General features: G+C 58.1%; 20 protein-coding genes and 1 pseudogene. 16 read left to right on the top strand and 5 right to left on the bottom strand.

From position 1 onward, the window contains the following. Positions 1-20 precede the first annotated feature (20 nt). From rpsP to rplS, 4 genes are read left to right on the top strand one after another with little or no spacing between them, the layout of a single operon-like run. Positions 21-272, top strand: coding sequence for a 30S ribosomal protein S16 (rpsP, locus tag ASG55_RS01485; RefSeq protein WP_003185073.1), 252 nt, complete (start codon positions 21-23; stop codon positions 270-272). Between the two features lie 5 nt (positions 273-277). Then, on the top strand, positions 278-814 hold the full coding sequence (gene rimM / locus ASG55_RS01490) for a ribosome maturation factor RimM (protein WP_016771538.1): 537 nt from the start codon (positions 278-280) through the stop codon (positions 812-814). A gap of 2 nt (positions 815-816) precedes the next feature. Continuing rightward, positions 817-1,569: a tRNA (guanosine(37)-N1)-methyltransferase TrmD gene (gene trmD / locus ASG55_RS01495; protein WP_038860625.1), complete on the top strand. Its 753-nt coding sequence runs from the start codon at positions 817-819 to the stop codon at positions 1,567-1,569. Positions 1,570-1,614: 45 nt separating this feature from the next. Continuing rightward, on the top strand, positions 1,615-1,965 hold the full coding sequence (gene rplS, locus ASG55_RS01500; RefSeq protein WP_041478196.1) for a 50S ribosomal protein L19: 351 nt from the start codon (positions 1,615-1,617) through the stop codon (positions 1,963-1,965). Positions 1,966-2,131: 166 nt separating this feature from the next. Here rplS and ASG55_RS01505 read toward each other — a convergent pair. Continuing rightward, positions 2,132-3,939: pseudogene (locus ASG55_RS01505) on the bottom strand (cation:proton antiporter). 107 nt (positions 3,940-4,046) lie between these two features. Here ASG55_RS01505 and xerD point away from each other — a divergent pair. The 7 genes from xerD to ASG55_RS01540 all read left to right on the top strand — a co-directional run bounded on the left by xerD (position 4,047) and on the right by ASG55_RS01540 (position 11,457). Further along, positions 4,047-4,943, top strand: coding sequence for a site-specific tyrosine recombinase XerD (xerD, locus tag ASG55_RS01510; protein ID WP_056783123.1), 897 nt, complete (start codon positions 4,047-4,049; stop codon positions 4,941-4,943). A gap of 366 nt (positions 4,944-5,309) precedes the next feature. Next, positions 5,310-6,041, top strand: coding sequence for a bifunctional protein-disulfide isomerase/oxidoreductase DsbC (gene dsbC / locus ASG55_RS01515; protein WP_016771534.1), 732 nt, complete (start codon positions 5,310-5,312; stop codon positions 6,039-6,041). Positions 6,042-6,172: 131 nt separating this feature from the next. Then, entirely contained in the window at positions 6,173-7,477 is a 1,305-nt protein-coding gene (locus ASG55_RS01520; RefSeq protein ID WP_024011722.1) for a homoserine dehydrogenase, read from the top strand. 107 nt (positions 7,478-7,584) lie between these two features. Continuing rightward, positions 7,585-8,994 (top strand): threonine synthase, encoded by a 1,410-nt coding sequence (gene thrC / locus ASG55_RS01525; protein ID WP_056783125.1) that lies wholly within the window; start codon positions 7,585-7,587, stop codon positions 8,992-8,994. A 120-nt stretch (positions 8,995-9,114) separates the two neighbouring features. Beyond that, entirely contained in the window at positions 9,115-10,488 is a 1,374-nt protein-coding gene (locus ASG55_RS01530; RefSeq protein ID WP_056783127.1) for a transporter substrate-binding domain-containing protein, read from the top strand. Between the two features lie 117 nt (positions 10,489-10,605). Beyond that, on the top strand, positions 10,606-11,013 hold the full coding sequence (locus tag ASG55_RS01535; RefSeq protein ID WP_041478191.1) for a response regulator: 408 nt from the start codon (positions 10,606-10,608) through the stop codon (positions 11,011-11,013). Positions 11,014-11,175: 162 nt separating this feature from the next. Next, on the top strand, positions 11,176-11,457 hold the full coding sequence (locus ASG55_RS01540) for a DUF3509 domain-containing protein (protein ID WP_016771530.1): 282 nt from the start codon (positions 11,176-11,178) through the stop codon (positions 11,455-11,457). Positions 11,458-11,677: 220 nt separating this feature from the next. Here the strand turns inward: ASG55_RS01540 and ASG55_RS01545 are convergent, their stop codons facing one another. Next, the gene (locus ASG55_RS01545) at positions 11,678-12,877 is read right to left on the bottom strand and encodes a CaiB/BaiF CoA transferase family protein (protein ID WP_056783129.1); all 1,200 of its coding nucleotides are present in this window, start codon (positions 12,875-12,877) and stop codon (positions 11,678-11,680) included. 146 nt (positions 12,878-13,023) lie between these two features. On the opposite strand from ASG55_RS01545, the gene ASG55_RS01550 reads away from it, so the two are divergent. From ASG55_RS01550 to ASG55_RS01560, 3 genes are all read left to right on the top strand, one after another. Continuing rightward, complete coding sequence (locus tag ASG55_RS01550) at positions 13,024-13,566, top strand: YaeQ family protein (RefSeq protein WP_007908961.1); 543 nt, start codon at positions 13,024-13,026, stop codon at positions 13,564-13,566. Positions 13,567-13,620: 54 nt separating this feature from the next. Beyond that, entirely contained in the window at positions 13,621-15,330 is a 1,710-nt protein-coding gene (gene recJ / locus ASG55_RS01555; RefSeq protein ID WP_056783131.1) for a single-stranded-DNA-specific exonuclease RecJ, read from the top strand. A gap of 255 nt (positions 15,331-15,585) precedes the next feature. Further along, the gene (locus ASG55_RS01560) at positions 15,586-16,692 is read left to right on the top strand and encodes an NADH:flavin oxidoreductase/NADH oxidase (protein WP_039759093.1); all 1,107 of its coding nucleotides are present in this window, start codon (positions 15,586-15,588) and stop codon (positions 16,690-16,692) included. A 177-nt stretch (positions 16,693-16,869) separates the two neighbouring features. On the opposite strand, the gene ASG55_RS01565 is transcribed toward ASG55_RS01560, so the two are convergent. Next, positions 16,870-18,498: a glucan biosynthesis protein D gene (locus tag ASG55_RS01565; RefSeq protein ID WP_056783133.1), complete on the bottom strand. Its 1,629-nt coding sequence runs from the start codon at positions 18,496-18,498 to the stop codon at positions 16,870-16,872. A 403-nt stretch (positions 18,499-18,901) separates the two neighbouring features. Between ASG55_RS01565 and ASG55_RS01570 the strand changes: the two genes are divergently transcribed. Together ASG55_RS01570 and ASG55_RS01575 are read left to right on the top strand one after the other, a co-directional pair. After that, complete coding sequence (locus ASG55_RS01570; protein WP_041478186.1) at positions 18,902-19,087, top strand: hypothetical protein; 186 nt, start codon at positions 18,902-18,904, stop codon at positions 19,085-19,087. 177 nt (positions 19,088-19,264) lie between these two features. Next, positions 19,265-19,996: a tellurite resistance TerB family protein gene (locus tag ASG55_RS01575; protein ID WP_039759087.1), complete on the top strand. Its 732-nt coding sequence runs from the start codon at positions 19,265-19,267 to the stop codon at positions 19,994-19,996. Between the two features lie 794 nt (positions 19,997-20,790). Here the strand turns inward: ASG55_RS01575 and ASG55_RS27390 are convergent. Together ASG55_RS27390 and ASG55_RS01585 are read right to left on the bottom strand one after the other, a co-directional pair. Beyond that, positions 20,791-20,919 (bottom strand): hypothetical protein, encoded by a 129-nt coding sequence (locus ASG55_RS27390; RefSeq protein WP_269084998.1) that lies wholly within the window; start codon positions 20,917-20,919, stop codon positions 20,791-20,793. Positions 20,920-21,427: 508 nt separating this feature from the next. Continuing rightward, positions 21,428-21,844, bottom strand: a complete 417-nt coding sequence (locus ASG55_RS01585) for a hypothetical protein (protein WP_177342703.1) — start codon at positions 21,842-21,844, stop codon at positions 21,428-21,430. Positions 21,845-22,074: the final 230 nt, after the last annotated feature.

The following is a 22,074-nucleotide window of genomic DNA, read 5'->3' on the forward strand; positions in this document are numbered from 1 at the left end:
ACTACAGGAACGATGTTCACATGCTAACAATCCGTCTTGCCCTTGGCGGCTCCAAAAAGCGCCCGTTTTACCACCTGACCGTAACCGACTCGCGTAACCCGCGTGACGGCTCCCACAAAGAACAGGTTGGTTTCTTCAACCCTGTTGCCCGTGGTCAGGAAATCCGTCTGTCCGTGAACCAAGAGCGCGTTGCCTACTGGCTGAGCGTTGGTGCACAACCTTCTGAGCGCGTTGCTCAGTTGTTGAAGGAATCTGCCAAGGCTGCGGCCTGAGCAATATGAACGCGACGCCAGCCCCTGCCGATGATTTGATCGTTATTGGCAAAATTTATTCTGTTCATGGCGTTCGCGGCGAAGTGAAGGTTTATTCCTTTACTGATCCGACTGAAAACCTGTTGCAGTACAAAACCTGGACGCTCAAGCGCGAAGGCAATGTCAAACAGGTCGAGCTGGTCAGTGGACGCGGGAGCGACAAGTTCCTGGTCGCCAAGCTCAAGGGTCTCGATGATCGTGAAGAAGCTCGTCTTCTGGCCGGTTATGAGATCTGCGTGCCGCGCAACCTGTTCGCTGAATTGACCGAAGGCGAGTACTACTGGTACCAGCTGGAAGGTCTGAAGGTCATCGACACCCTCGGGCAACTGCTCGGGAAAATCGATCATCTTCTGGAAACCGGCGCCAATGATGTAATGGTCGTCAAGCCTTGCGCTGGCAGCCTGGATGATCGCGAACGCCTGTTGCCCTATACGGAGCAATGCGTGTTGGCCGTCGACCTGGAAGCGGGCGAGATGAAGGTGGATTGGGACGCGGACTTCTGAACGTGGCTAACTTGCGCGTAGAAGTGATCAGTTTGTTTCCCGAGATGTTTTCCGCCATTGGCGATTACGGCATCACCAGTCGTGCGGTCAAACAGGGGCTCTTGCAGCTGACCTGTTGGAATCCGCGAGATTACACGACGGATCGGCATCACACTGTGGACGATCGCCCGTTTGGCGGTGGTCCGGGCATGGTGATGAAGATCAAGCCCCTGGAAGATGCGCTGGCTCAGGCCAAGGCAGCAGCCGGGGAGGCGGCGAAGGTGATTTACCTGTCCCCCCAAGGCCGTCAACTGACTCAGTCGGCGGTACGCGAGCTGGCACAATCGGATGCATTGATCCTGATTGCCGGCCGCTACGAAGGCATTGACGAGCGCTTTATTGAGGCTCATGTCGATGAAGAGTGGTCGATTGGCGACTATGTACTGTCTGGCGGCGAGCTGCCGGCCATGGTCCTGATCGATGCGGTTACACGACTGCTGCCTGGAGCTTTAGGGCATGCGGATTCCGCTGAGGAAGATTCCTTTACGGATGGTCTGCTGGATTGCCCGCACTACACCCGACCGGAGGTGTATGCGGATCAGCGTGTTCCCGACGTGTTGCTGAGTGGCAATCACGCGCATATCCGGCGTTGGCGTTTACAGCAGTCCCTTGGTCGGACCTATGAACGACGCGCCGATCTTCTGGAAAGCCGCTCGCTTTCTGGAGAAGAGAAGAAGCTGCTCGAGGAATACATCCGCGAGCGGGACGATAGTTAACAACGTATCGATGGTAGATCGAACGATTTACCTTAGGAGCACAGCATGACCAACAAAATCATCCTTGCACTCGAAGCAGAGCAGATGAGCAAAGAAATCCCTACCTTCGCCCCAGGCGACACTATTGTCGTTCAGGTGAAAGTGAAGGAAGGCGATCGTTCCCGTCTGCAAGCGTTCGAAGGCGTTGTAATCGCCAAGCGTAACCGCGGCGTGAACAGTGCGTTCACCGTTCGTAAAATCTCCAACGGTGTTGGCGTAGAACGTACTTTCCAGACCTACTCCCCGCAGATCGACAGCATGGCTGTTAAACGTCGCGGTGACGTACGTAAAGCCAAGCTGTACTACCTGCGCGACCTGTCGGGTAAAGCAGCACGCATCAAGGAAAAACTGGCTTAAGCCTAGCCTCCGATGCAGAAAAAAGCAGCCTACGGGCTGCTTTTTTGTTGCCCGGGATTTGTGCTGCAAAGATCTTCAGTCTGTCCGTGACCCAGTCGCGGCCTTCGCGAGCAGGCTCGCTCCCACAGGAATACAGTGGGAGCGAGCCTGCTCGCGAATCGATCCATCAGGCGCTGGAACCTTCTGGTTGAATCAACGCCAGCAACGTCCACCCAGCCCCCGGCTTCAACGCCGTTTCCGGCGTCACCACGTGCACCCAGCCGCTGTCATCACGCATGAACAGCAACGTTGCGCGATTGCCGTGCAGCGCCCGGTAATCATCCCAGCCAAACCCATCCGTCAAGGTTGTGCTGTACAGCTCGGCACCCTGGCCCATCTGGCCGGCCAGTTTCGAATAGGTCAGTGCCTCACTGCCCAACTGATTGCCCCGGTGTTCCAGGCTCGCCAGATGTTTATCGCTGCGGCGGCTTTCATGGCCGCTGGCCAGACCGAACAGGCGCTGATGACCGAAGTCATGACGAAAGCGCATCGCCGCCAATGTGTTCAGCTCGCCCGACGGTGACAGCGCCAGCAAATGCCCCAACCCCACCAGGTCCAGATGCGCGTCAGCATGCTGCGACGCCGGGTTGCCGAAATAAGTCGGCAAGCCTTCCATGCGTGCCGCGCGGATATTCTCCCAGCTCGAATCGGTCAGCAGTACGCGACTGCCCAGTTGCTGCAGCGACTTGCCCAATGCGCGGGCCGGGCTATTGGCTCCAACGATCAGAAAACCGCTCGGCGCCGGTTCGGCGACCTTTAACAGCCGTGCCAGCGGTCGCGCCGTTGCGCTTTGCAAAACCACGGTACCGATGATCACCGCAAAGGTCAGCGGCACCAGCAGCAGGGCGCCTTCATGTCCGGATTCATCCAGGCGAATCGCGAAAATCGCTGAGACAGCCGCTGCGACGATCCCGCGTGGCGCGATCCAGCACAGCAACGCCCGTTCACGCCAGCTGAGACTGGAACCGGCGGTGCTGAGCAAAACATTCAATGGGCGAGCGATCAACTGGATCACCAGCAGCAGAATCAACACCAGCGGTCCCAGACCGATCAACGCGTTCAGGTCCAGGCGCGCCGCGAGCAGGATGAACAGTCCGCAAATCAGCAACACGCTGAGGTTTTCCTTGAAGTGCAAGATGTGCCGCACGTCCACGCCTTTCATGTTGGCCAGCCACATGCCCATCAGCGTCACCGCCAGCAGGCCGGACTCATGCATCACTTGGTTGGCACCGATGAAGATTGCCAGCACCGCTGCCAGCGAGGCCAGGTTATGCAAGTATTCCGGCAGCCACTGACGCCGGATCACCGTCCCCAGCAGCCAGCCACCGACGACACCAAACACGGCGCCGCAGAGGATCACCCCGCCGAAGGTGAGAAGACTTTGCTTGAGGCCATGCCCTTCAGCGCTGGCGATGATGAAGCTGTACACCACGACGGCGAGCAGAGCGCCGATCGGATCGATGACGATGCCTTCCCAGCGCAGGATGTTGGCGATCGAGGCTTTTGGCCGCACCACCCGCAGCATCGGCACAATTACGGTCGGACCGGTGACCAGCGTCAGGCTGCCAAACAGAATCGCCAGCATCCAGTCGAAGCCCAGCAGGAAATGCGTGGCTACCGCGATGACGATCCAGGTCGAAATCGCACCGAGGGTCACCAGTCGATGAACGACGCTGCCGATCTCTTTCCATTCCGACAGGTGCAGGGTCAGGCTGCCTTCGAACAGGATCAGCGCTACTGCCAGCGACACCAGTGGCATCAGCAGCGGGCCGAACATTTCCTGCGGGTCGAGCCAACCCAGCAGCGGGCCGGCCAGAATGCCGGTCAGCAGCAGAAACAGAATGGCCGGCAGCTTCAGGCGCCATGCCAGCCACTGACAACCAGCGCCGCCGCGCCGATCCCGCCAAATGCCAAGAGAATTTGCTGCTCGTTCATTGATGCTCCCTGTTCCTTGATCTGGCTGGCTATGAAAGACTAGCGGCCATTCCCGTCGTTCACTGTCTATTTGCGCGCAGTGTTGAAACTGCCTGCCCTGAGCACCCATGCCTGCCATCGACCATCCGCTGATTGATCAATTCCTCGACGCTTTATGGCTGGAGAAAGGCCTGTCCGACAACACCCGCGACGCCTATCGCAGCGACCTCGCGCTGTTCAACGGCTGGTTGCAGGAGAAAAATCTCGAGCTGATCAATGCCGGTCGCGAATTGGTCCTCGATCACCTGGCGTGGCGGCTGGAGCAAAACTACAAGCCGCGCTCCACCGCGAGATTTCTCTCCGGGGTGCGTGGCTTTTATCGCTATCTGCTGCGGGAAAAGCTGATCAGCGTCGACCCGACGTTGCGCGTCGACATGCCGCAACTGGGCCGGCCGTTGCCCAAATCGCTGTCGGAAGCCGATGTCGAAGCACTGCTCAAGGCTCCGGACCTGAGTGACGCCATCGGCCAGCGTGACCGCGCGATGCTGGAAGTGCTGTATGCCTGTGGCCTGCGCGTGACCGAACTGATCAGCCTGACACTGGAGCAGGTCAACCTGCGCCAGGGCGTATTGCGGGTGATGGGCAAGGGCAGCAAGGAGCGTCTGGTGCCGATGGGCGAGGAGGCGATTGTCTGGGTCGAGCGCTATATGCGTGATGGCCGTCAAGAATTACTCGGTGGCCGCCCCAGCGATGTGCTGTTCCCCAGCCAGCGCGGCGAGCAGATGACCCGGCAGACGTTCTGGCATCGGATCAAGCATCAGGCCAAGGTCGCCGGGATCAGCAAGTCGCTGTCGCCGCATACCTTGCGCCACGCATTTGCCACGCACCTGCTCAACCATGGCGCGGACTTGCGCGTGGTGCAGATGCTGCTCGGGCACAGCGACCTCTCTACGACGCAGATCTATACCCATGTCGCCCGCGCCCGATTGCAGGATCTTCACGCCAAACACCACCCACGCGGCTGACACATCCCATAATGTTGAAATACTGACCTGTGGCGAGGGGATTTATCCCCGTTCGGCTGCGCAGCAGTCGCAAACCCGGCTGGCTCGATTTTGACTGAAAGATCGCGGTGGATGGTTTAGGGCTGCTTCGCAACCCGGCGGGGATAAATCCCCTCGCCACAATAATGTGTGTCAGCCACATGTGGTTGTGGGTCAACTGTACAAGCATGAAGATGTGTCAGTTGCACATGAGTGTGTGGCGACAGGCGCATTCGGCCCTCGTGACCTTATGTGTTAGGCTTTGCCGGTTTGCACGATGGACGGTTATGACCCGGTGTTTCGCACGGGCGTTCTGATCGTTTCATTGGCCCGCCCTCAGGAGTACTCATGCGTCTGACCCAGATTTTCGCCGCCGCCGCTATTGCGCTGGTGAGCACCTTTGCCGTCGCCGACGACGCGGCTGACAAAGCCATTCGTCAAAGCCTGGAAAAACTCGAACTCGAGGTTCCGGTCGAAAGCATCAGTGCCAGCCCGTTGCCTGGCATGTACGAAGTCAAACTCAAAGGCAGCCGCGTGCTGTACGCCAGTGCCGATGGCCAGTACATCGTGCAGGGCAACCTGTACCAGCTCGCGAATGGCAAACCGGTCAACCTGACCGAGAAGACCGAACGCCTGGGCATTTCCAAACTGATCAATGCCATCCCGGTGGCCGAAACCGTGGTCTACCCGGCCGTGGGCGAGACCAAATCGCACATCACCGTGTTCACCGACACCACCTGCCCGTACTGCCACAAACTGCATGCCGAAGTGCCCGAGCTGAACAAGCGCGGCATCGAAGTGCGCTACGTGGCGTTCCCGCGCCAGGGCCTGAATTCGCCGGGTGACGAGCAGCTGCAAGCAGTGTGGTGTTCGAAAGACAAGAAAGCTGCCATGGACAAAATGGTCGATGGCAAGGAAATCAAAGCCGCCAAGTGCGATAACCCGGTTTCCAAACAGTTCGCGCTCGGTCAGTCGATCGGCGTGAATGGCACACCGGCCATCGTTTTGGCCGACGGCCAGGTCATTCCGGGCTACCAGCCGGCGCCACAAGTCGCCAAACTGGCACTGGGCGCGAAGTAATTCGCATCGTCACGGGTAACCGTTGACGATCGTGGTCCGGCAGCAGCAGCGCCGGGCCATCAACAGAGAGCCGCGAGCACGCGGTTGTTTTCCGGCCGACCCTGTGTCGGCCGTTTCATGGGGAGTTCACAGTGAATCCGGTCAAAGTAGGCATCTGTGGGTTAGGGACCGTCGGTGGCGGTACCTTCAACGTACTTCAGCGCAACGCCGAGGAAATTGCTCGTCGTGCCGGGCGTGGAATCGAAGTGGCACAAATTGCCACGCGCACGCCAAAGCCTCAGTTCCAGACGACCGGTATTGCGATTACCAACGATGTCTTCGAAGTGGCCACGAACCCTGAGATCGACATCGTCATAGAGCTGATGGGCGGCTACACCGTTGCCCGCGAGCTGGTACTCAAGGCCATCGAGAATGGCAAGCATGTGGTCACCGCGAACAAGGCGCTGATAGCCGTTCACGGTAATGAGATTTTCGCCAAGGCACGCGAGAAAGGCGTGATCGTGGCATTCGAAGCGGCGGTGGCCGGTGGCATTCCGGTGATCAAGGCGATCCGCGAAGGCCTGTCCGCCAACCGCATCAACTGGGTTGCCGGGATCATCAACGGCACCGGCAACTTCATCCTCACCGAAATGCGCGAGAAGGGCCGTACGTTTGAAGACGTACTCGCCGAAGCGCAGGCGCTGGGTTACGCCGAAGCCGATCCGACCTTCGACGTCGAAGGCATCGATGCCGCGCACAAGCTGACCATTCTGGCGTCTATCGCCTTCGGTATTCCGCTGCAATTCGACAAGGCGTACACCGAAGGCATCACCAAACTGACCACTGCCGACGTCAACTACGCCGAAGCGCTGGGCTATCGCATCAAGCACTTGGGTGTGGCGCGCAGCACTGACGCCGGCATCGAATTGCGCGTGCACCCGACGCTGATTCCGGCCGATCGCCTGATCGCCAACGTCAACGGCGTGATGAACGCAGTGATGGTCAACGGTGACGCCGCCGGTTCGACGCTGTTCTATGGCGCCGGCGCTGGCATGGAGCCGACCGCTTCGTCGGTGATCGCCGATCTGGTCGACGTGGTTCGCGCGATGACTTCCGACCCGGAAAACCGTGTACCGCACCTGGCCTTCCAGCCTGACTCGCTGTCGGCGCATCCGATCCTGCCGATCGAAGCCTGCGAAAGCGCTTACTACCTGCGAATCCACGCCAAGGACCACCCGGGCGTACTGGCTCAGGTGGCGAGCATCCTGTCGGAGCGCGGCATCAATATCGAATCGATCATGCAGAAGGAAGTCGAAGAACATGACGGCCTGGTGCCGATGATCCTGCTGACCCACCGCGTGGTCGAGCAGCGCATCAACGATGCGATCACCGCGCTGGAAGCACTGGCTGGCGTCGACGGCCCGGTTGTACGGATCCGTGTCGAACATTTGAACTAAAAAGCAGCGGCAAGCTTCGAGCTGCAAGCGGCAAGAGAGAAGCAGTCTGGCTTTTACTTGCGACTTGCAGCTTGCAGCTTGCAGCTCAAACCGAAGGTTTGAAAAAAATGCGATATATCAGTACTCGCGGCCAGGCCCCGGCCCTGAATTTCGAAGAGGTCCTGCTGGCCGGTCTGGCGACCGATGGCGGTCTGTACGTCCCGGAAAACCTGCCACGTTTCACTCAGGAAGAGATCGCTTCCTGGGCCGGCCTGCCGTATCACGAGCTGGCCTTCCGGGTGATGCGCCCGTTTGTCACCGGCAGCATCCCGGATGCCGATTTCAAGAAGATCCTCGAAGAAACCTACGGTGTGTTCGCCCACAGCGCCGTTGCGCCACTGCGTCAGTTGGACGGTAATGAATGGGTGTTGGAGCTGTTCCATGGCCCGACCCTGGCGTTCAAGGACTTCGCTCTGCAACTGCTCGGTCGTCTGCTTGATTACGTGCTGGAAAAGCGCGGTGAGCGCGTGGTGATTGTCGGTGCCACCTCTGGTGATACCGGTTCTGCGGCCATCGAAGGCTGCAAGCACTGCGAAAACGTCGACATCTTCATCCTGCACCCGCATCAGCGTGTATCGGAAGTGCAGCGTCGGCAGATGACGACGATCTTCGGCGAGAACATCCACAACATCGCCATCGAAGGCAACTTCGATGACTGCCAGGAAATGGTCAAGAACAGCTTCGCCGACCAGAGCTTCCTAAAAGGCACGCGTCTGGTGGCGGTGAACTCGATCAACTGGGCGCGGATCATGGCCCAGATCGTTTACTACTTCCATGCGTCCCTGCAGTTGGGCGGTCCGGCGCGTTCGGTGTCGTTCTCGGTACCGACCGGCAACTTCGGCGACATCTTCGCCGGCTACCTGGCGCGCAACATGGGCCTGCCGATCAATCAGTTGATCGTGGCAACCAACCGCAACGACATCCTGCACCGCTTCATGAGCGGCAACCAGTACGTCAAGGAAACCCTGCACGCGACGCTGTCGCCGTCGATGGATATCATGGTGTCGTCGAACTTCGAGCGCCTGCTGTTCGACCTGCACGGGCGTAACGGTGCGGCGATTGCCGGCCTGATGGACTCGTTCAAAAAGGACGGCAGTTTCAGCGTCGAACAAGAACGCTGGACCGAAGCACGCAAGCTGTTCGATTCGCTGGCGGTGGACGATGCGCAGACCTGCGAAACCATCGCCGACGTCTACGAGCAAACCGGTGAAGTCCTCGACCCGCACACTGCCATCGGTGTGAAAGCTGCGCGCGAATGCCGTCGCAGTCTGGATATCCCGATGGTAATTCTGGGCACTGCCCATCCGGTCAAGTTTCCTGAGGCAGTGGAGAAAGCGGGTGTAGGAAAAGCGCTCGAACTACCTGCACATCTTTCTGATTTGTTTGAGCGAAACGAGCGTTGCACGGTTCTGCCAAACGACCTGAAAGCCGTGCAAGCCTTTGTCAGCCAGCATGGCAACCGCGGCAAGCCACTCTAAGCCAGTAAAAGCTGTCACATTTTGAAGCCCGTCTGCTGACGGGCTTTTTTGTTTCTGCTGCCACACTGCTCGGGTTTTCACCCACGAAGGACGGGTGAGTCGATCACGAAGGAAATGGCAATGCTGTTTTACAGAGGTTTGAAACCGGCACTGGGCTGGTTGTTTTTGTTGGCGGTGCTGGGATGGATGCACAGCGGCGTGGCAGCGCAGATGGCACTCGATCAGGCCAATGCGTCGGGCACTGTGCCGGTTGTCGAACTGGATGCGCACGAGCGGCAATGGATCCGTGACAACCCCAGAGTAACGGTGGCATCGGTGCAATATCCGCTGTACCTGTTTCAGGACGAACACGGCCAGTGGAGCGGTCTGAACAACGATGTGCTCAAGCGGGTCAGCGCAATGACCGGACTGCAATTCGAGCACCAGGAATCGTTCTCTACCGACCATATGCTCGATCGCCTGCAAAGCGGGGTCGCGGACATCAGTACGACGTTGGCCATGAGCGATGAACGCAAGGCCTTTCTCGATTTCAGTCATGCTTTCGGAGGGGCTGGCTGGGTGTTTGTCGGACATGCCAATGCCCCGAGGGTGGAGTCTTTCGAGCAACTGGCGAAGCGCGTTCTGGTGCTGCCCGCCCGTCATGCCCTGGAGGATGCGATTCGGCGCGATTATCCGTCGATTGAAATACGCTCGGTGAAAACCTACGCCGAAGCGCGGGCGCTGGTCGAGAGTGGGGAAGCCTACGCAACCATCGAAAACGAAATCGGCGCGCAGCTCTATCCGTTGGGCATGCTCAAGGTCGGTGCTCTGGTAGAGGGCAAGTGGGAAGCCGATCATCTGGCTGTACGAAAAGGCATGCCGCAACTACTGAGTATTCTTAACAAGGCGCTGGAAGCTTTCCCTGCTGCGGAGTTGCGGGCGATTCGTCTCAAGTGGCTGGCAGGCGTTTCGCCGCCGCCCGTGCCCTCCGTGTGGAAGCGCCTGGTCGAGTGGGCATGCTGGGCGATGGGGGGAATCGGCGTTTTCGGAATGCTGTCGCTGGTGTGGAACCGGCGCCTGGCGGCCGTGATCAAGCTGCGCTGCGCGGCGGAAAAGGAGTTGGGCGATCAACTGGCCTTTCAGCACGCTCTGATCGATTCGATGCCGGATCCGGTGTTTGTCCGTGATCTGCACGGGCGTTTGATCATCTGCAATCGCAGTTACGAAGAGGCGCTGTCGGTGCGCCAGGACCAGATGCAGGGACGCTTGCTGATCGAAGTCGATGCGTTTCCGGAAACCACCGCGCGGATGCTCCACGACGAATTCATCGCCCAGTTGCAAACCCGCAAGTCGCGCTTCAGCAAACGCCAACTGCTGTTCAAGGGCGGGCCTCGCGAGGTTTATCAGTGGACCGTGCCGTTTTACAGCGGCGACGGCAAATTGCGCGGCTTGTTGGGCGGCTGGACCGACATCACCCAGCGTCGGACCGAGAGCGGGTGCCGCTGTCTGCAGTAAAGAAGGGAAATGTCCTGCAAGACGCGGCTACTTTTCTGATGGGAGGCTTAAGACGCCTGCCCTAGAGTGAACGACACCTGCGGTGAGAGTCCGCGATGATCGCTCCAGAGGTCGCCCATGCGCTCGCTTAAAGTCCTGATTCTTGAACCCAACCCGTTCCAGCTGATGGCATTGCATCAAATGCTCAATGCCATCGGCATCTACGACGTATTGACCGCGCCGTCGCTGGCGTCAGCCCTGTCTTCACTGGGGCATCGCGGTGCGGTCGATATCGCCATTTGCGATCCGCAGCTCAAAGGTGGCGATGGGTTGGCATTGATTCATCACCTGGCGGCGCACCATGAGGCGCGTGCCCTGATTCTGCTGGGCTCGGTCGCGCAGAGTTTGTTGAGTGATCTGGAGCCGGTGCTTCGTCAACAACGCCTGCGCCTGCTGGGGCGTCTGCAGACACCGGTTTCGGCGGTGTTGATGCGAGGTCTGCTGGACAGTTATCTGATCACTGCGCAGGCACTCATCGAGGCCTGATACCGGCGAATATTTTTCTGTCATCTTCGCCATGCATGCTCTGTCAGACACGGTCCTGCAAGGTCGGAACGTGACAGGCAGAACTTTCTTCTCGGGCCGGTGGTCATTTAATGTGAACACGCCCCAGGCACTGTGTTTTCGGACTATTGAGTGGAGATCGAGATGGAAAGTATCAGTCTATTGCTCGGTGAGGCTCTGAGCCCGTATCAGGTGACGCTGACCCCTCGCGGCAGCCATGGTGAATGTCTGGTGACGCTGAAGAACAGCAGCGGCGCCATTGTGGTGGAACGCGAATTCAATCAGGCCCAGTTGAGCGACAAGCGCTTGCTGACCGACGTGGTGGACGGCCTGCACCGTGACGTGATGATCGCCGAAGGGCGGCTGGAACCCTGCGTCATTGCGGCGTTGCGCAATGCAGCTCTGGACAAGCGTCCGGCCCTGTAAAGATGAAATATTTTTTGTGGGAACCTTCCTGCATCCCTGTCAGTCAGACCCCATAACAGCAGGATCAAGCATTGTGCTCCGGTGCTTGTCGCTTGCTGCTACGGGTCTCGAAGCAGACCCCGTTTAACCCCGAGTCGTCTCCCCACTTCTCGGGGTTTCTTTTGCCCGGCGTTTGCCCTGTGCACAGCTTTTTGCTCGAAAACCAAACCTCCAGCGTTGCTCAAATGGCCCCGTCTTCGCGCAGCCGAGCGATTTGCGCCGCGTCGTAGCCCAGATCGCCAAGCACCTGCGCATTGTGTTCGCCAAGCTGCGGTCCGACCCATTCGGACGAGCCCGGCGTTTCCGACAGCTTCGGCACGATGCCGGGCATCTTGAAATCCTTGCCGTCCGGCAGCTTGGCATGCAGGAACATCTCCCGCGCCAGGTATTGCGGATCGTTGAACATGTCCTCGGCGCTGAAGATCCGGCTGACCGGTACGTCGGCCTGATTGAGCAAGTCGAGAACGGTCTGCAGCGGTAAGGAATTGACCCAGCGATCAATCACGCCATACAACTCGTCCCGGCGACTGTCACGTCCGTCGTTACTGGCCAGCACCGGGTCGTTGGCAAGATCTGCGCGGCCAATCACGAGCATGAAGCGTTTGAAGATCGCATCACCATTGGCGCCGATCTGCACATGTTTGCCGTCGGCACTGGTGTGGATCGAAGAGGGCGTGATGCCCGGCATGATGTTACCGCTGCGCTCGCGGATGAAACCGAAGACGTCGAACTCCGGCACCATGCTTTCCATCATCGCGAAGATAGCTTCGTACAGCGCAACGTCGACCACTTGGCCCAGTCCGCCATTGACCTCGCGATGACGCAGCGCCATCAGTGCACCGATCACGCCCCACAGCGCGGCAATCGAATCGCCGATGGAAATCCCGGTACGCACCGGTGGCCGGTCTTCGAAACCGGTGATGTACCGCAGGCCGCCCATGGATTCGCCGACCGCGCCGAAGCCGGGCTGATCTTTCATCGGCCCGGTCTGACCGAAACCGGACAGGCGCACCAGCACCAGTTTCGGGTTCAGTGCGTGCAGGGTTTCCCAGCTCAGACCGAGTTTTTCCAGTACGCCGGGGCGGAAATTCTCGATGAGGATGTCAGCTTCGCCCAGCAGTTGTTTCAGGACCGCCAAGCCGTCGGGGTGTTTCAGATTGAGGGTCAGCGACTTCTTGTTGCGCGCCTGGACAAACCACCACAACGAGGTGCCTTCGTACAACTTGCGCCATTTGCGCAGGGGATCGCCGCCGTCAGGCGATTCGATCTTGATCACTTCGGCGCCGAATTCGCCGCAAATGCGCGAGGCAAACGGCCCGGCGATCAGCGTACCCAATTCAATGACTTTCAGACCCGAGAGCGGTTTGCTGGTGAACGGCATGCGAAATCCTGTAGGACAAGGCTGAACGGATACAGGGTTTTAACATAGCCGGCTGTCAGACGCCGCAGCTGGATTGCCATCAATTCGATGATTGCCTGTGGCATCGGTTAGACTTGCCGACTTTCCTCGTATCAAGAAGCCCGTTCATGGCACAGCCGTCCACTACCTACAAATTCGAACTGAACCTCACCGACCTCGACCGCAGCGTCTACGAAAGCGTCAAGCAGACTATCGCCCGTCATCCTTCGGAGACCGAAGAACGCATGACTGTGCGGCTGCTGGCCTACGCGCTCTGGTACAACGAGCAGCTGTCGTTCGGCCGTGGTCTGTCAGACGTGGATGAACCGGCCTTGTGGGAAAAGAGCCTGGACGACCGTGTCCTGCACTGGATCGAAGTCGGCCAGCCGGATGCCGATCGCCTGACCTGGTGCTCGCGCCGCACCGAACGCACCAGCCTGCTGGCCTACGGCAGCCTGCGTGTGTGGGAAACCAAGGTGATCCCGGCGATCAAGAACCTGAAAAACGTCAACATCGCCGCCGTCCCGCAAGAAGTGCTGGAGACCCTGGCCAAGGACATGCCCCGCGTCATCAAGTGGGACGTGATGATCAGCGAAGGCACGATCTTCGTCACCGACGATCGCGGTCAGCACGAAGTCCAGTTGCAATGGCTGCAAGGTGAGCGCGGCTGAGGTCGCGACACCGCTGATATTTCCCACGAATCAAAGAGAAGCCTCCGTCGCCCCATGCGTATCGAACCTCGTGAATTGCCTGCCACGTTGCCTTTCCTCGGTGATCTGCCGCCACTGCTGACCCGCCTGTACGCGGCGCGGGGCGTGCAGTCGGAGGCGGAGCTGGACAAAAGTCTGGCGCGCTTGATCCCGTTCCAGCAGCTCAAAGGCATCGATGCGGCGGTTGACCTGCTGGTGACGGCATTGGAGCAACGCCAGCGCATTCTGATCGTCGGCGACTTCGACGCGGACGGCGCCACCGCCAGCACTGTCGGTGTCCTCGGTCTGCGCCTGTTGGGCGCGGCGCATGTCGATTACCTGGTGCCGAACCGCTTCGAATACGGCTATGGCCTGACGCCGGAAATCGTTGAAGTAGCGCTGACCCGTGAACCGCAATTATTGATCACCGTCGACAATGGTATTTCCAGTGTCGAAGGCGTCGCGGCGGCCAAGCGCGCCGGACTGAAGGTGTTGATCACCGACCACCACTTGCCCGGCGATGAACTGCCGCAGGCTGATGCGCTGGTCAATCCGAATCAGCCGGGCTGCGAATTTCCGAGCAAAGCGCTGGCCGGCGTCGGGGTGATCTTTTACGTACTCATGGCGTTGCGCGCGCGTCTGCGCAGCCTCGGCTGGTACGAGAGCAAGCCACAACCGAACATCGGCGAACTGCTCGATCTGGTGGCGCTGGGCAGCGTCGCCGACGTGGTGCCGCTGGATGCCAACAATCGCATTCTCGTGCATCAAGGGCTGGAGCGGATTCGTGCCGGCCGGGCGCGGCCGGGGATCAAGGCGATTCTCGAAGTCGCCAAGCGAGAGGCTGCGCGGATCACTTCCACCGACCTGGGTTTCATCGTCGGCCCGCGCCTGAACGCCGCCGGACGTCTGGACGACATGAGCCTGGGCATCGAATGCCTGCTCACGGCCGACGCCAATCTGGCGCGGGAAATGGCTGCGCAACTGGACGGCATGAACCAGGATCGCAAATCCATTGAGCAGGGCATGCAGCGTGAAGCGCTGGCGCAGCTCAAGGATCTGCCGGTCGAGTCGATGCCGTTTGGTCTGTGCCTGTTCGATCCGGAGTGGCATCAGGGCGTGATCGGCATCCTCGCCTCGCGGATGAAAGAGCGCTATTTCCGCCCGACCATTGCCTTCGCCGATGCCGGTGACGGTCTGCTCAAGGGCTCCGGTCGCTCGGTGCAGGGCTTCCATATTCGCGATGCGCTGAGTGTGGTCGCGGCGCAGCATCCGAACCTGATCGCCAAATATGGTGGCCACGCGATGGCCGCTGGTCTGACCTTGCCGCAGGAGAATTTTCCGCTGTTCGCCGAGGCTTTCGACGCTGAAGTGCGTAGGCAACTTCGCGAAGAAGACCTCACCGGGCGGATGCTTTCAGATGGCACGCTGGCCGTTGAAGAGTTTCATCTCGAACTGGCTCGCGCCTTGCGCCACGCCGGGCCGTGGGGGCAGCATTTTCCCGAGCCGCTGTTTCACGGTGTGTTTCAACTGGTCGAGCAGCGCGTGGTCGGCGAACGGCATTTGAAAGTGGTGCTGAAAAGCGAATGCGGTTCGGTGAAGCTCGATGGCATCGCGTTTGGCATTGATCGCGATGTGTGGCCGAACCCGACGATTCAATGGGTTGAACTGGCTTACAAGCTCGACGTTAACGAGTTTCGTGGCAACGAGACTGTGCAGTTGATGATTGCTCATATCGAACCGCGCTGAAGATCAAAAGATCGCAGCCTTCGGCAGCTCCTACAGGGGATCGCATTCCTCTGTTGGAGCTGCCGAAGGCTGCGATCTTTTCTGGAACCCCCCAAGATCCCCGGTTGTCGACTAGGCTCTAAGCACTGCTTGATTGGCCTTGTGACGTCTTGTCGTTTTTTTGCCCGCGGGGGCGGGTGCTGCACCCTTTTTCTGTCACTCGTCGACTTTTCAAACAGAACCCTGGAGCCTGCCCACTGATTCGAGAGGTGCCCCATGAGTCTGCTGCTTGAACCCTTTACTCTTCGCCAACTGACCCTGCCCAACCGCATCGCCGTGTCGCCGATGTGCCAGTACTCCAGCGTCGACGGCCTGGCCAACGACTGGCACCTGGTGCACCTGGGTAGCCGCGCGGTGGGCGGTGCCGGTCTGGTTTTTACCGAAGCCACGGCGGTTACCGCCGACGGACGCATCACCGCCGAAGACCTTGGCCTGTGGAACGACGAACAGATCGAACCGCTGCAACGCATCACTCGCTTCATCACCGCCCAGGGCGCGGTCGCCGGTATTCAACTGGCCCACGCCGGGCGTAAGGCCAGCACCCACCGGCCGTGGATCGGCAAGCATGGCAGTGTCAAGCCCGAGGACGGCGGCTGGACCCCGGTCGGGCCATCGCCGATTGCCTTCGATCCCCAGCACACACAACCGAAGCAACTGGATGAGGGGCAGATCGCCGAAGTGATCCAGGCCTTTGTCGACGCGGCCAAACGCGCGCTGACGGCGGGTTTCAGCGTGGTCGAGGTGCATGCTGCGCATGGCTATCTGCTGCATCAGTTTCTCTCGCCGCTGAGCAATCAACGCCGCGATCAGTACGGTGGTTCGTTCGAGAATCGTATCCGTCTGGTGCTGCAAGTCACTGAAGCGGTGAGGGCGGTATGGCCGGAGGAATTACCGGTGTTTGTCCGCGTCTCGGCGACCGATTGGGTCGAAGATGGCTGGAATCCGGATGAGACCGTGGAGCTTGCGCGCCGCCTTCATACGCTGGGCGCCGATCTCATTGACGTGTCTTCAGGAGGGACTGCTGCAAACGCGGAAATCCCGGTTGGACCCGGATATCAGACGCGCTTCGCCGAGCGTGTGCGCAAAGAGTCAGGCATCGCCACCGGTACTGTCGGAATGATTACCGAGCCGGCCCAGGCCGAGCACATTCTGCGTACCTGTCAGGCCGATATCATTTTCCTCGCGCGCGAACTGCTGCGCGATCCGTACTGGCCGCTGCATGCCGACGATGATCTGGGCGGGCGCAAAGCAGTGTGGCCGGCGCAGTATCAGCGCGCGACCCATCGGGATCAGCCGATTCATGAATCGGATTTGCGCGATTGATTGAAGGCTGGAAAGCAAAAGCCCCGAGCCGGTGAGGGTCGGGGCTTTTCTATTCGGCACAATTTTGCGTTGTCAGGCGGGCCTCTTCGCGAGCAGGCTCGCTCCCACAATAGGAATGCGGACCCCTGTGGGAGCGAGCCTGCTCGCGAATGACGCCAGAACAGCCGCCTTAGAACCTCAAGGGTATTTACGCTTGTCCGGGGTCGGCGGGAAATACTGGTACAGCCAGGTCTCGCTCAACGTGCGGTCATTGGTGCGAATGAACAGGCGCAGTTCCACTGGCTCGACACTGTCATTGGTCGGATACCAATCGAACAGAATCCGGTAGCCCTTGATGTCATCCAGCACCAGCACGCTGAAGTCCTGCACCTTGCCGTTGGAACAGGTAATCACCGGCTCGATTCCGGTGCCCTGTGGCAGGCGCTCGAGGCCGCCACCGGTGAAGTCCACGGCAAAGCGCCGCGCCCAGACCGGCGGGTAGTGCTCACCCGGCGCCCAGCCCTCGGTGAAGCCGCCCATGCCCGAACGCGTCGCGTGCACCCGCGCCAGTGGCGTGCCGACCGGTGGCAGCGCGCTCCAGTACAGCTTGTACCCGTAGTTCAGCGAATCACCGGCAGCCACGGGTTTCTTCGGCGTCCAGAAGGCGACGATGTTATCCAGCGTCTCGCCGGTCGTAGGAATTTCCAGCAGATCGATAGAGCCTTCGCCCCAGGCGGTTGTAGGTTCTACCCACAGGCTCGGGCGCTTGCTGTACCAGTCGACAGTGTCCTGATAGTTGGCGAATTCGTGGTCGGTCTGCACCAGGCCGAAACCCTTCGGGTCCTTGTCGGCAAATGCATTGAATTGCAGCGTCGCCGGGTTGTTCAACGGCCGGCAGATCCACTCGCCATTGCCGCGCCACATTGCCAGGCGATCGGAGTCGTGGATCTGCGGATGAATGGTGTCGCACATGCGCCGTTCGTGGGTGCCGCAGCTGAACATGCTGGTCATCGGCGCCACGCCCAACTGTTCGATGGTGGTGCGGGCGTTGATGTGCGCGTCGATTTCCATGACCACGCGCTCGGCCTGGCAATCGATGTCAAAGCGATAGGCGCCGGTCGCGCTCGGCGAGTCGAGCAGGGCGTAGACCACAAAACGCGTGGCGTTCTTGTCAGGCGTCTCGAACCAGAACTTGGTGAAGTCGGGAAACTCTTCGCGCTTCTTTGCGTACGTGTCGATGGCCAGGCCGCGTGCGGAGAGGCCATATTGGCCAGTGGCATCGACCGCACGGAAATAGCTGGCGCCCAGAAACGACACCACGTCATGCCGATCCAGCTCCGGCGCCTTGAACAGTTTGAAGCCGGCAAAACCCAGGTCGCCTTTGAGCTGCTGGGTGTCGACCGAAGTGTTCTCGTAATTGAACAGCGCCGGACGGAAATGCACCTCGCGCGCCATGCGCGTCTTCGGATCAACGCTGTACATGCGCACCGGCTGACGGAAACCCATGCCGACGTGGAAGAACTGCACGTCCAGCTGACCTTTGTTTTCCTTCCACAAGGAATGCTCGCCGTCGTAGCGGATCGCGTTGAAGTTCTGCGGAGTCATGGTCGCCAGGGTTGGCGGCAACACCTGTTTCGTATCCTGATAGGCACTGCCGGCGAGCTGCTTGGCCTGACGCTTCAATGCTTCAAAATCGAAGGCCTGGGCCTCGCCATCGGCGGCGCCGCCATTGGCTGCCCAAGCGCGGGCGGCCAACAGGCCCGACGCGGAAAGACCGGTATAGGCCGCAATGGCCATGGACGCTTTGAGCAAATTCCTGCGGTGCATAAATACAACCTGTCGTGTGCAATCCAGCGCCGTTCCTGGCACCTGTCGGATCGGAAATTACGGTTCGGTCATGCCTTCGGCCAAACGCAACGGACTATAAACAGATGCCCGCTAGCTTAATCGGTTCGATTGTCGGGCAAAAAGGCTTGTTTGCGTTGCGTCACCTGGCAATGAAACAAGACATGTCTGTAATTTTTCTGACAGGGCTCTCTGATTTAGAGGGCATATCTGCTTTTTTCGATTAATTACTCTAAAAACCGCTTTTCAACGCCGATTTAATTCCTATTCTATGGGCAAGACCGGATACAAGCCTTCGTGCCGGCGGGGCACACGACGCTGCTCGAAGAGGCAGGGCGATGTGAGGTTCAGCAGTTTCTTGACTCAATAGAGAAGGACATCGTCCATGGCAAAAATACAGAGCATCACCGAAATGTTGGGCATCTTCCCTTGCTTGGGCGGCGGGCGCAGAAGACGCCGCCTCAATTCCGAAGAATTGAAACTTGTGGAGCGTTATCGAGAACTATCGGAAAGCGACCGGATCGCCATGCGCTATCTGGTGGATGCGATGCGGAGTGTTTCGCGGTTTTAAGGAGGAGGGGAAAAGGGGGCAGGTCGAAAGGCCTGCCCCTTTTCATTGGGTAACGCTCGGAACGGGCCCTTCTGAGTGGCGAGCAACATCTCGAAGCACACTCGCGGGGCGGGTCCCGGCACTTTCGAACTAGGCTGAGGGCCTTAGATCCGGATAACCCTTGTTTGGAGACGGAACATGAACACCCGTGGATTGCTCGATCAACTGCTCAAGTCCGGGCAGGAAATGCTGCAGAACAAGACTGGTGGCGCTTCCAACAAGTCGGCTGCCAGCGGACTGGGCGGTTTGCTCGGTGGCTCGTCTGGCTCCAGCGGCCTCGGCGGCCTGCTGTCCGGCGCGGGCGGCGGCGCATTGGCCGCGGGCGCGATGGGCCTGCTGCTCGGCAACAAAAAAGTCCGCAAGGTCGGCGGCAAAGTCGCCATCTACGGCGGCCTCGCCGCGCTGGGCGTACTGGCTTACAAGGCCTACGGCAACTACAACGCCCAAAAAGGCAGCGCACCCCAACGCGAACCACAAACCCTCGACCGCCTGCCACCCGCGCAAGTCGAAGAACACAGCCAGGCCATCCTCAAAGCCCTGGTCGCCGCCGCCAAGGCCGACGGCCACATCGACGAGCGCGAGCGCGAACTGATCGAAGGCGAATTCACCAAACTCGACAACGACCAGGAACTGCAACACTGGCTCCACGCCGAACTCAACAAACCCCTCGACCCCACCGACGTCGCCCGCGCCGCGAGCACGCCGGAAATGGCGGCAGAGATGTACATCGCCAGTGTGATGCTGGTGGATGAGGAGAATTTTATGGAGAAGAGTTATCTGGATGAACTGGCACGGCAGTTGAAGCTGGAGCCGGGGTTGAAGGTGGAGTTGGAGAGGCAGGTGCGGTTGGTGGGGGCGGATAGCGTGTAATCGTAGTGGCGATCGCCCGGCATCAGCAGGCGGTTGCCCTTTTACGTTAGCTAGACTTCCTGCGTTTCAGTAGTTTCCGTAACGGCGTTGAATCGATCTTTGTCCCGATAGCGGACACTGCGCATGCCGCTGGCTCTGTACATACTTTTGGCACTGACCGGGTAATAGAGCTGGCAAATAGATCACTAGCAATCGGTGATTAGCGCACTGACGTCGTCGCCAGATCAGTGTTATTTAACAGTCGACCATTGAGGTCTGAGTCGGCGGGCCTGCCGTCGAGCAAGTTTCCTTCTGCTAGAAGTATTTGAATGGGTATGTGTCTCCCGTGATTATTATTGAATCTTTCTCTGTATATACGCTGTTGATGTTGTTGATAACCAATTGTGGGTTGGTTGGGTTTTGAAAAAGATGATAGAAGAGTTCGAAGTAAAGATGATCTTCGATCAAACTTGCTGCTAGGTTTGGATGGGTGTTCAGAAGTTCATTGAAAGTCGGGTAATCAACTGTCGCAAGCTCGGGGATGTCCGCATAGCCTTGCACGGTATCGTCAATCCTGCATTCCGAAATAAACGTATCTGCAATAATTTCAAACTTTCTTGGAAAGTCGCCGGGTTTGATTTGCAGTATGTAGGGCTGAGTCTTGATCGTAACCGCCTCTCCGAATCCCAAGCTTCTATAAGATACGGTATTTGGATTGACTGCGTTGCCCGAGCACTTAAATATCATGGTTTTGCTTTCGCTGTTATAGGTTTGGTTGTCGAGATTTTTTTACCCGAAAGAAAACTCCCCTTGCACTACAAGTCTGAGGCCTTTCCCAAAACAATCGCATCGGCATCGGCATCGGCATCGGCATCGGCATCGGCATCGGCATCGGCATCGGCATCGAACGCAGACTGCTTTAGCTTAGGGTGTTGCTTAAACATTTTTTTGCTGAGAGAGTGGCGCCGCCACATCCTATGTATTAGCCAATGTCAGGTCCACTGCTTTCCCCGTATACTTCAGATTTGTAAAGGCTGCATCAGATTTGTTTAACTTTATGTAGTGTGTGGTCTAAAGTTTTTTCAAGGCCGCTCCAAGTTTTGGCGGTGTCGGTGAATATTGGAAATTCTCCAAGCTTGATTTGCAATTAATGAAATTCTAAAAGTGCCATTTTTGCTAAATAATAGATGCCATCCGATGTCTATTATTTGTTCCAGGCCAGTAGTTGTGCTCGTCGTGATTTTTGCTGTTCACGTCCAGGTTGTCGGTGCATTCGTAGCGGGTAGTACTGCCGAGTTCGCTCTATTCGGGAGTTACGCGATCGTCAGTTGTTGGTATACGCGCGCGTGGTACGCTGAGCAGATTAGATGTGCCAGGTGACTCGCGGCATTTCATTTGTAAAAAAGCTGCACTGAGAAAGGGCAAGCATCGAAAATCTTGTGTCGACACTTCCTATGTTTTGAAAAATCGATAGCCGGCATCAAAGACGCTTATGGTATGCATGTTGCTGTAATTCACTTCGAATATTCCTTCAATTGGCGGTTGCGTGCGTTTCGCCTGTAAATTTAGAGTTTCTGCCACGTTTCGAAGTTTATGGTATGTTGCTATGTAGACATGATCGGAAGCGGAGAAGTCAAGAGTTATCTTTTGGGGTGAAATAATCGCAAGATTGATTAGGAGTTGAGGTGATGTGAATGATCTACCTCCAATGTCATAGATCTTGTCTTTATTTTCCAGTTTGGGTCGGTAAATTTCATGTAATAAGTAGTCTTTCCCTTGATCTAAGACTCTTGCCAGTTTTTCGTGACCTTTTATTTTTTCAAATGTAACGGCTGCTTTTTTGATTATTAGGAAGCCATCCTCGTCCATGTTTTCTAGAAAGTTTAAGTCTTGGCTTTCTATTGAAGACGTTATTGGCTAATCTAATAGGTTGAGAACAAAATTGAAGATTTCTACTTGGAATTTTTCCTTTATGTTTTCAGTGGGAGGGATATTCATGTAGGATATAATTCCGCCTGCATTGTCGTAATCGATTGCACCAAAATATCTGTAATGTCAATGTAGATATTCATTTTGCTTTTTTGATTGCCGATTGATTA

It is taken from the genome of Pseudomonas sp. Leaf434 (genome assembly GCF_001425545.1).
In the GTDB taxonomy this organism is placed as follows: Bacteria; Pseudomonadota; Gammaproteobacteria; order Pseudomonadales; family Pseudomonadaceae; genus Aquipseudomonas; species Aquipseudomonas siliginis.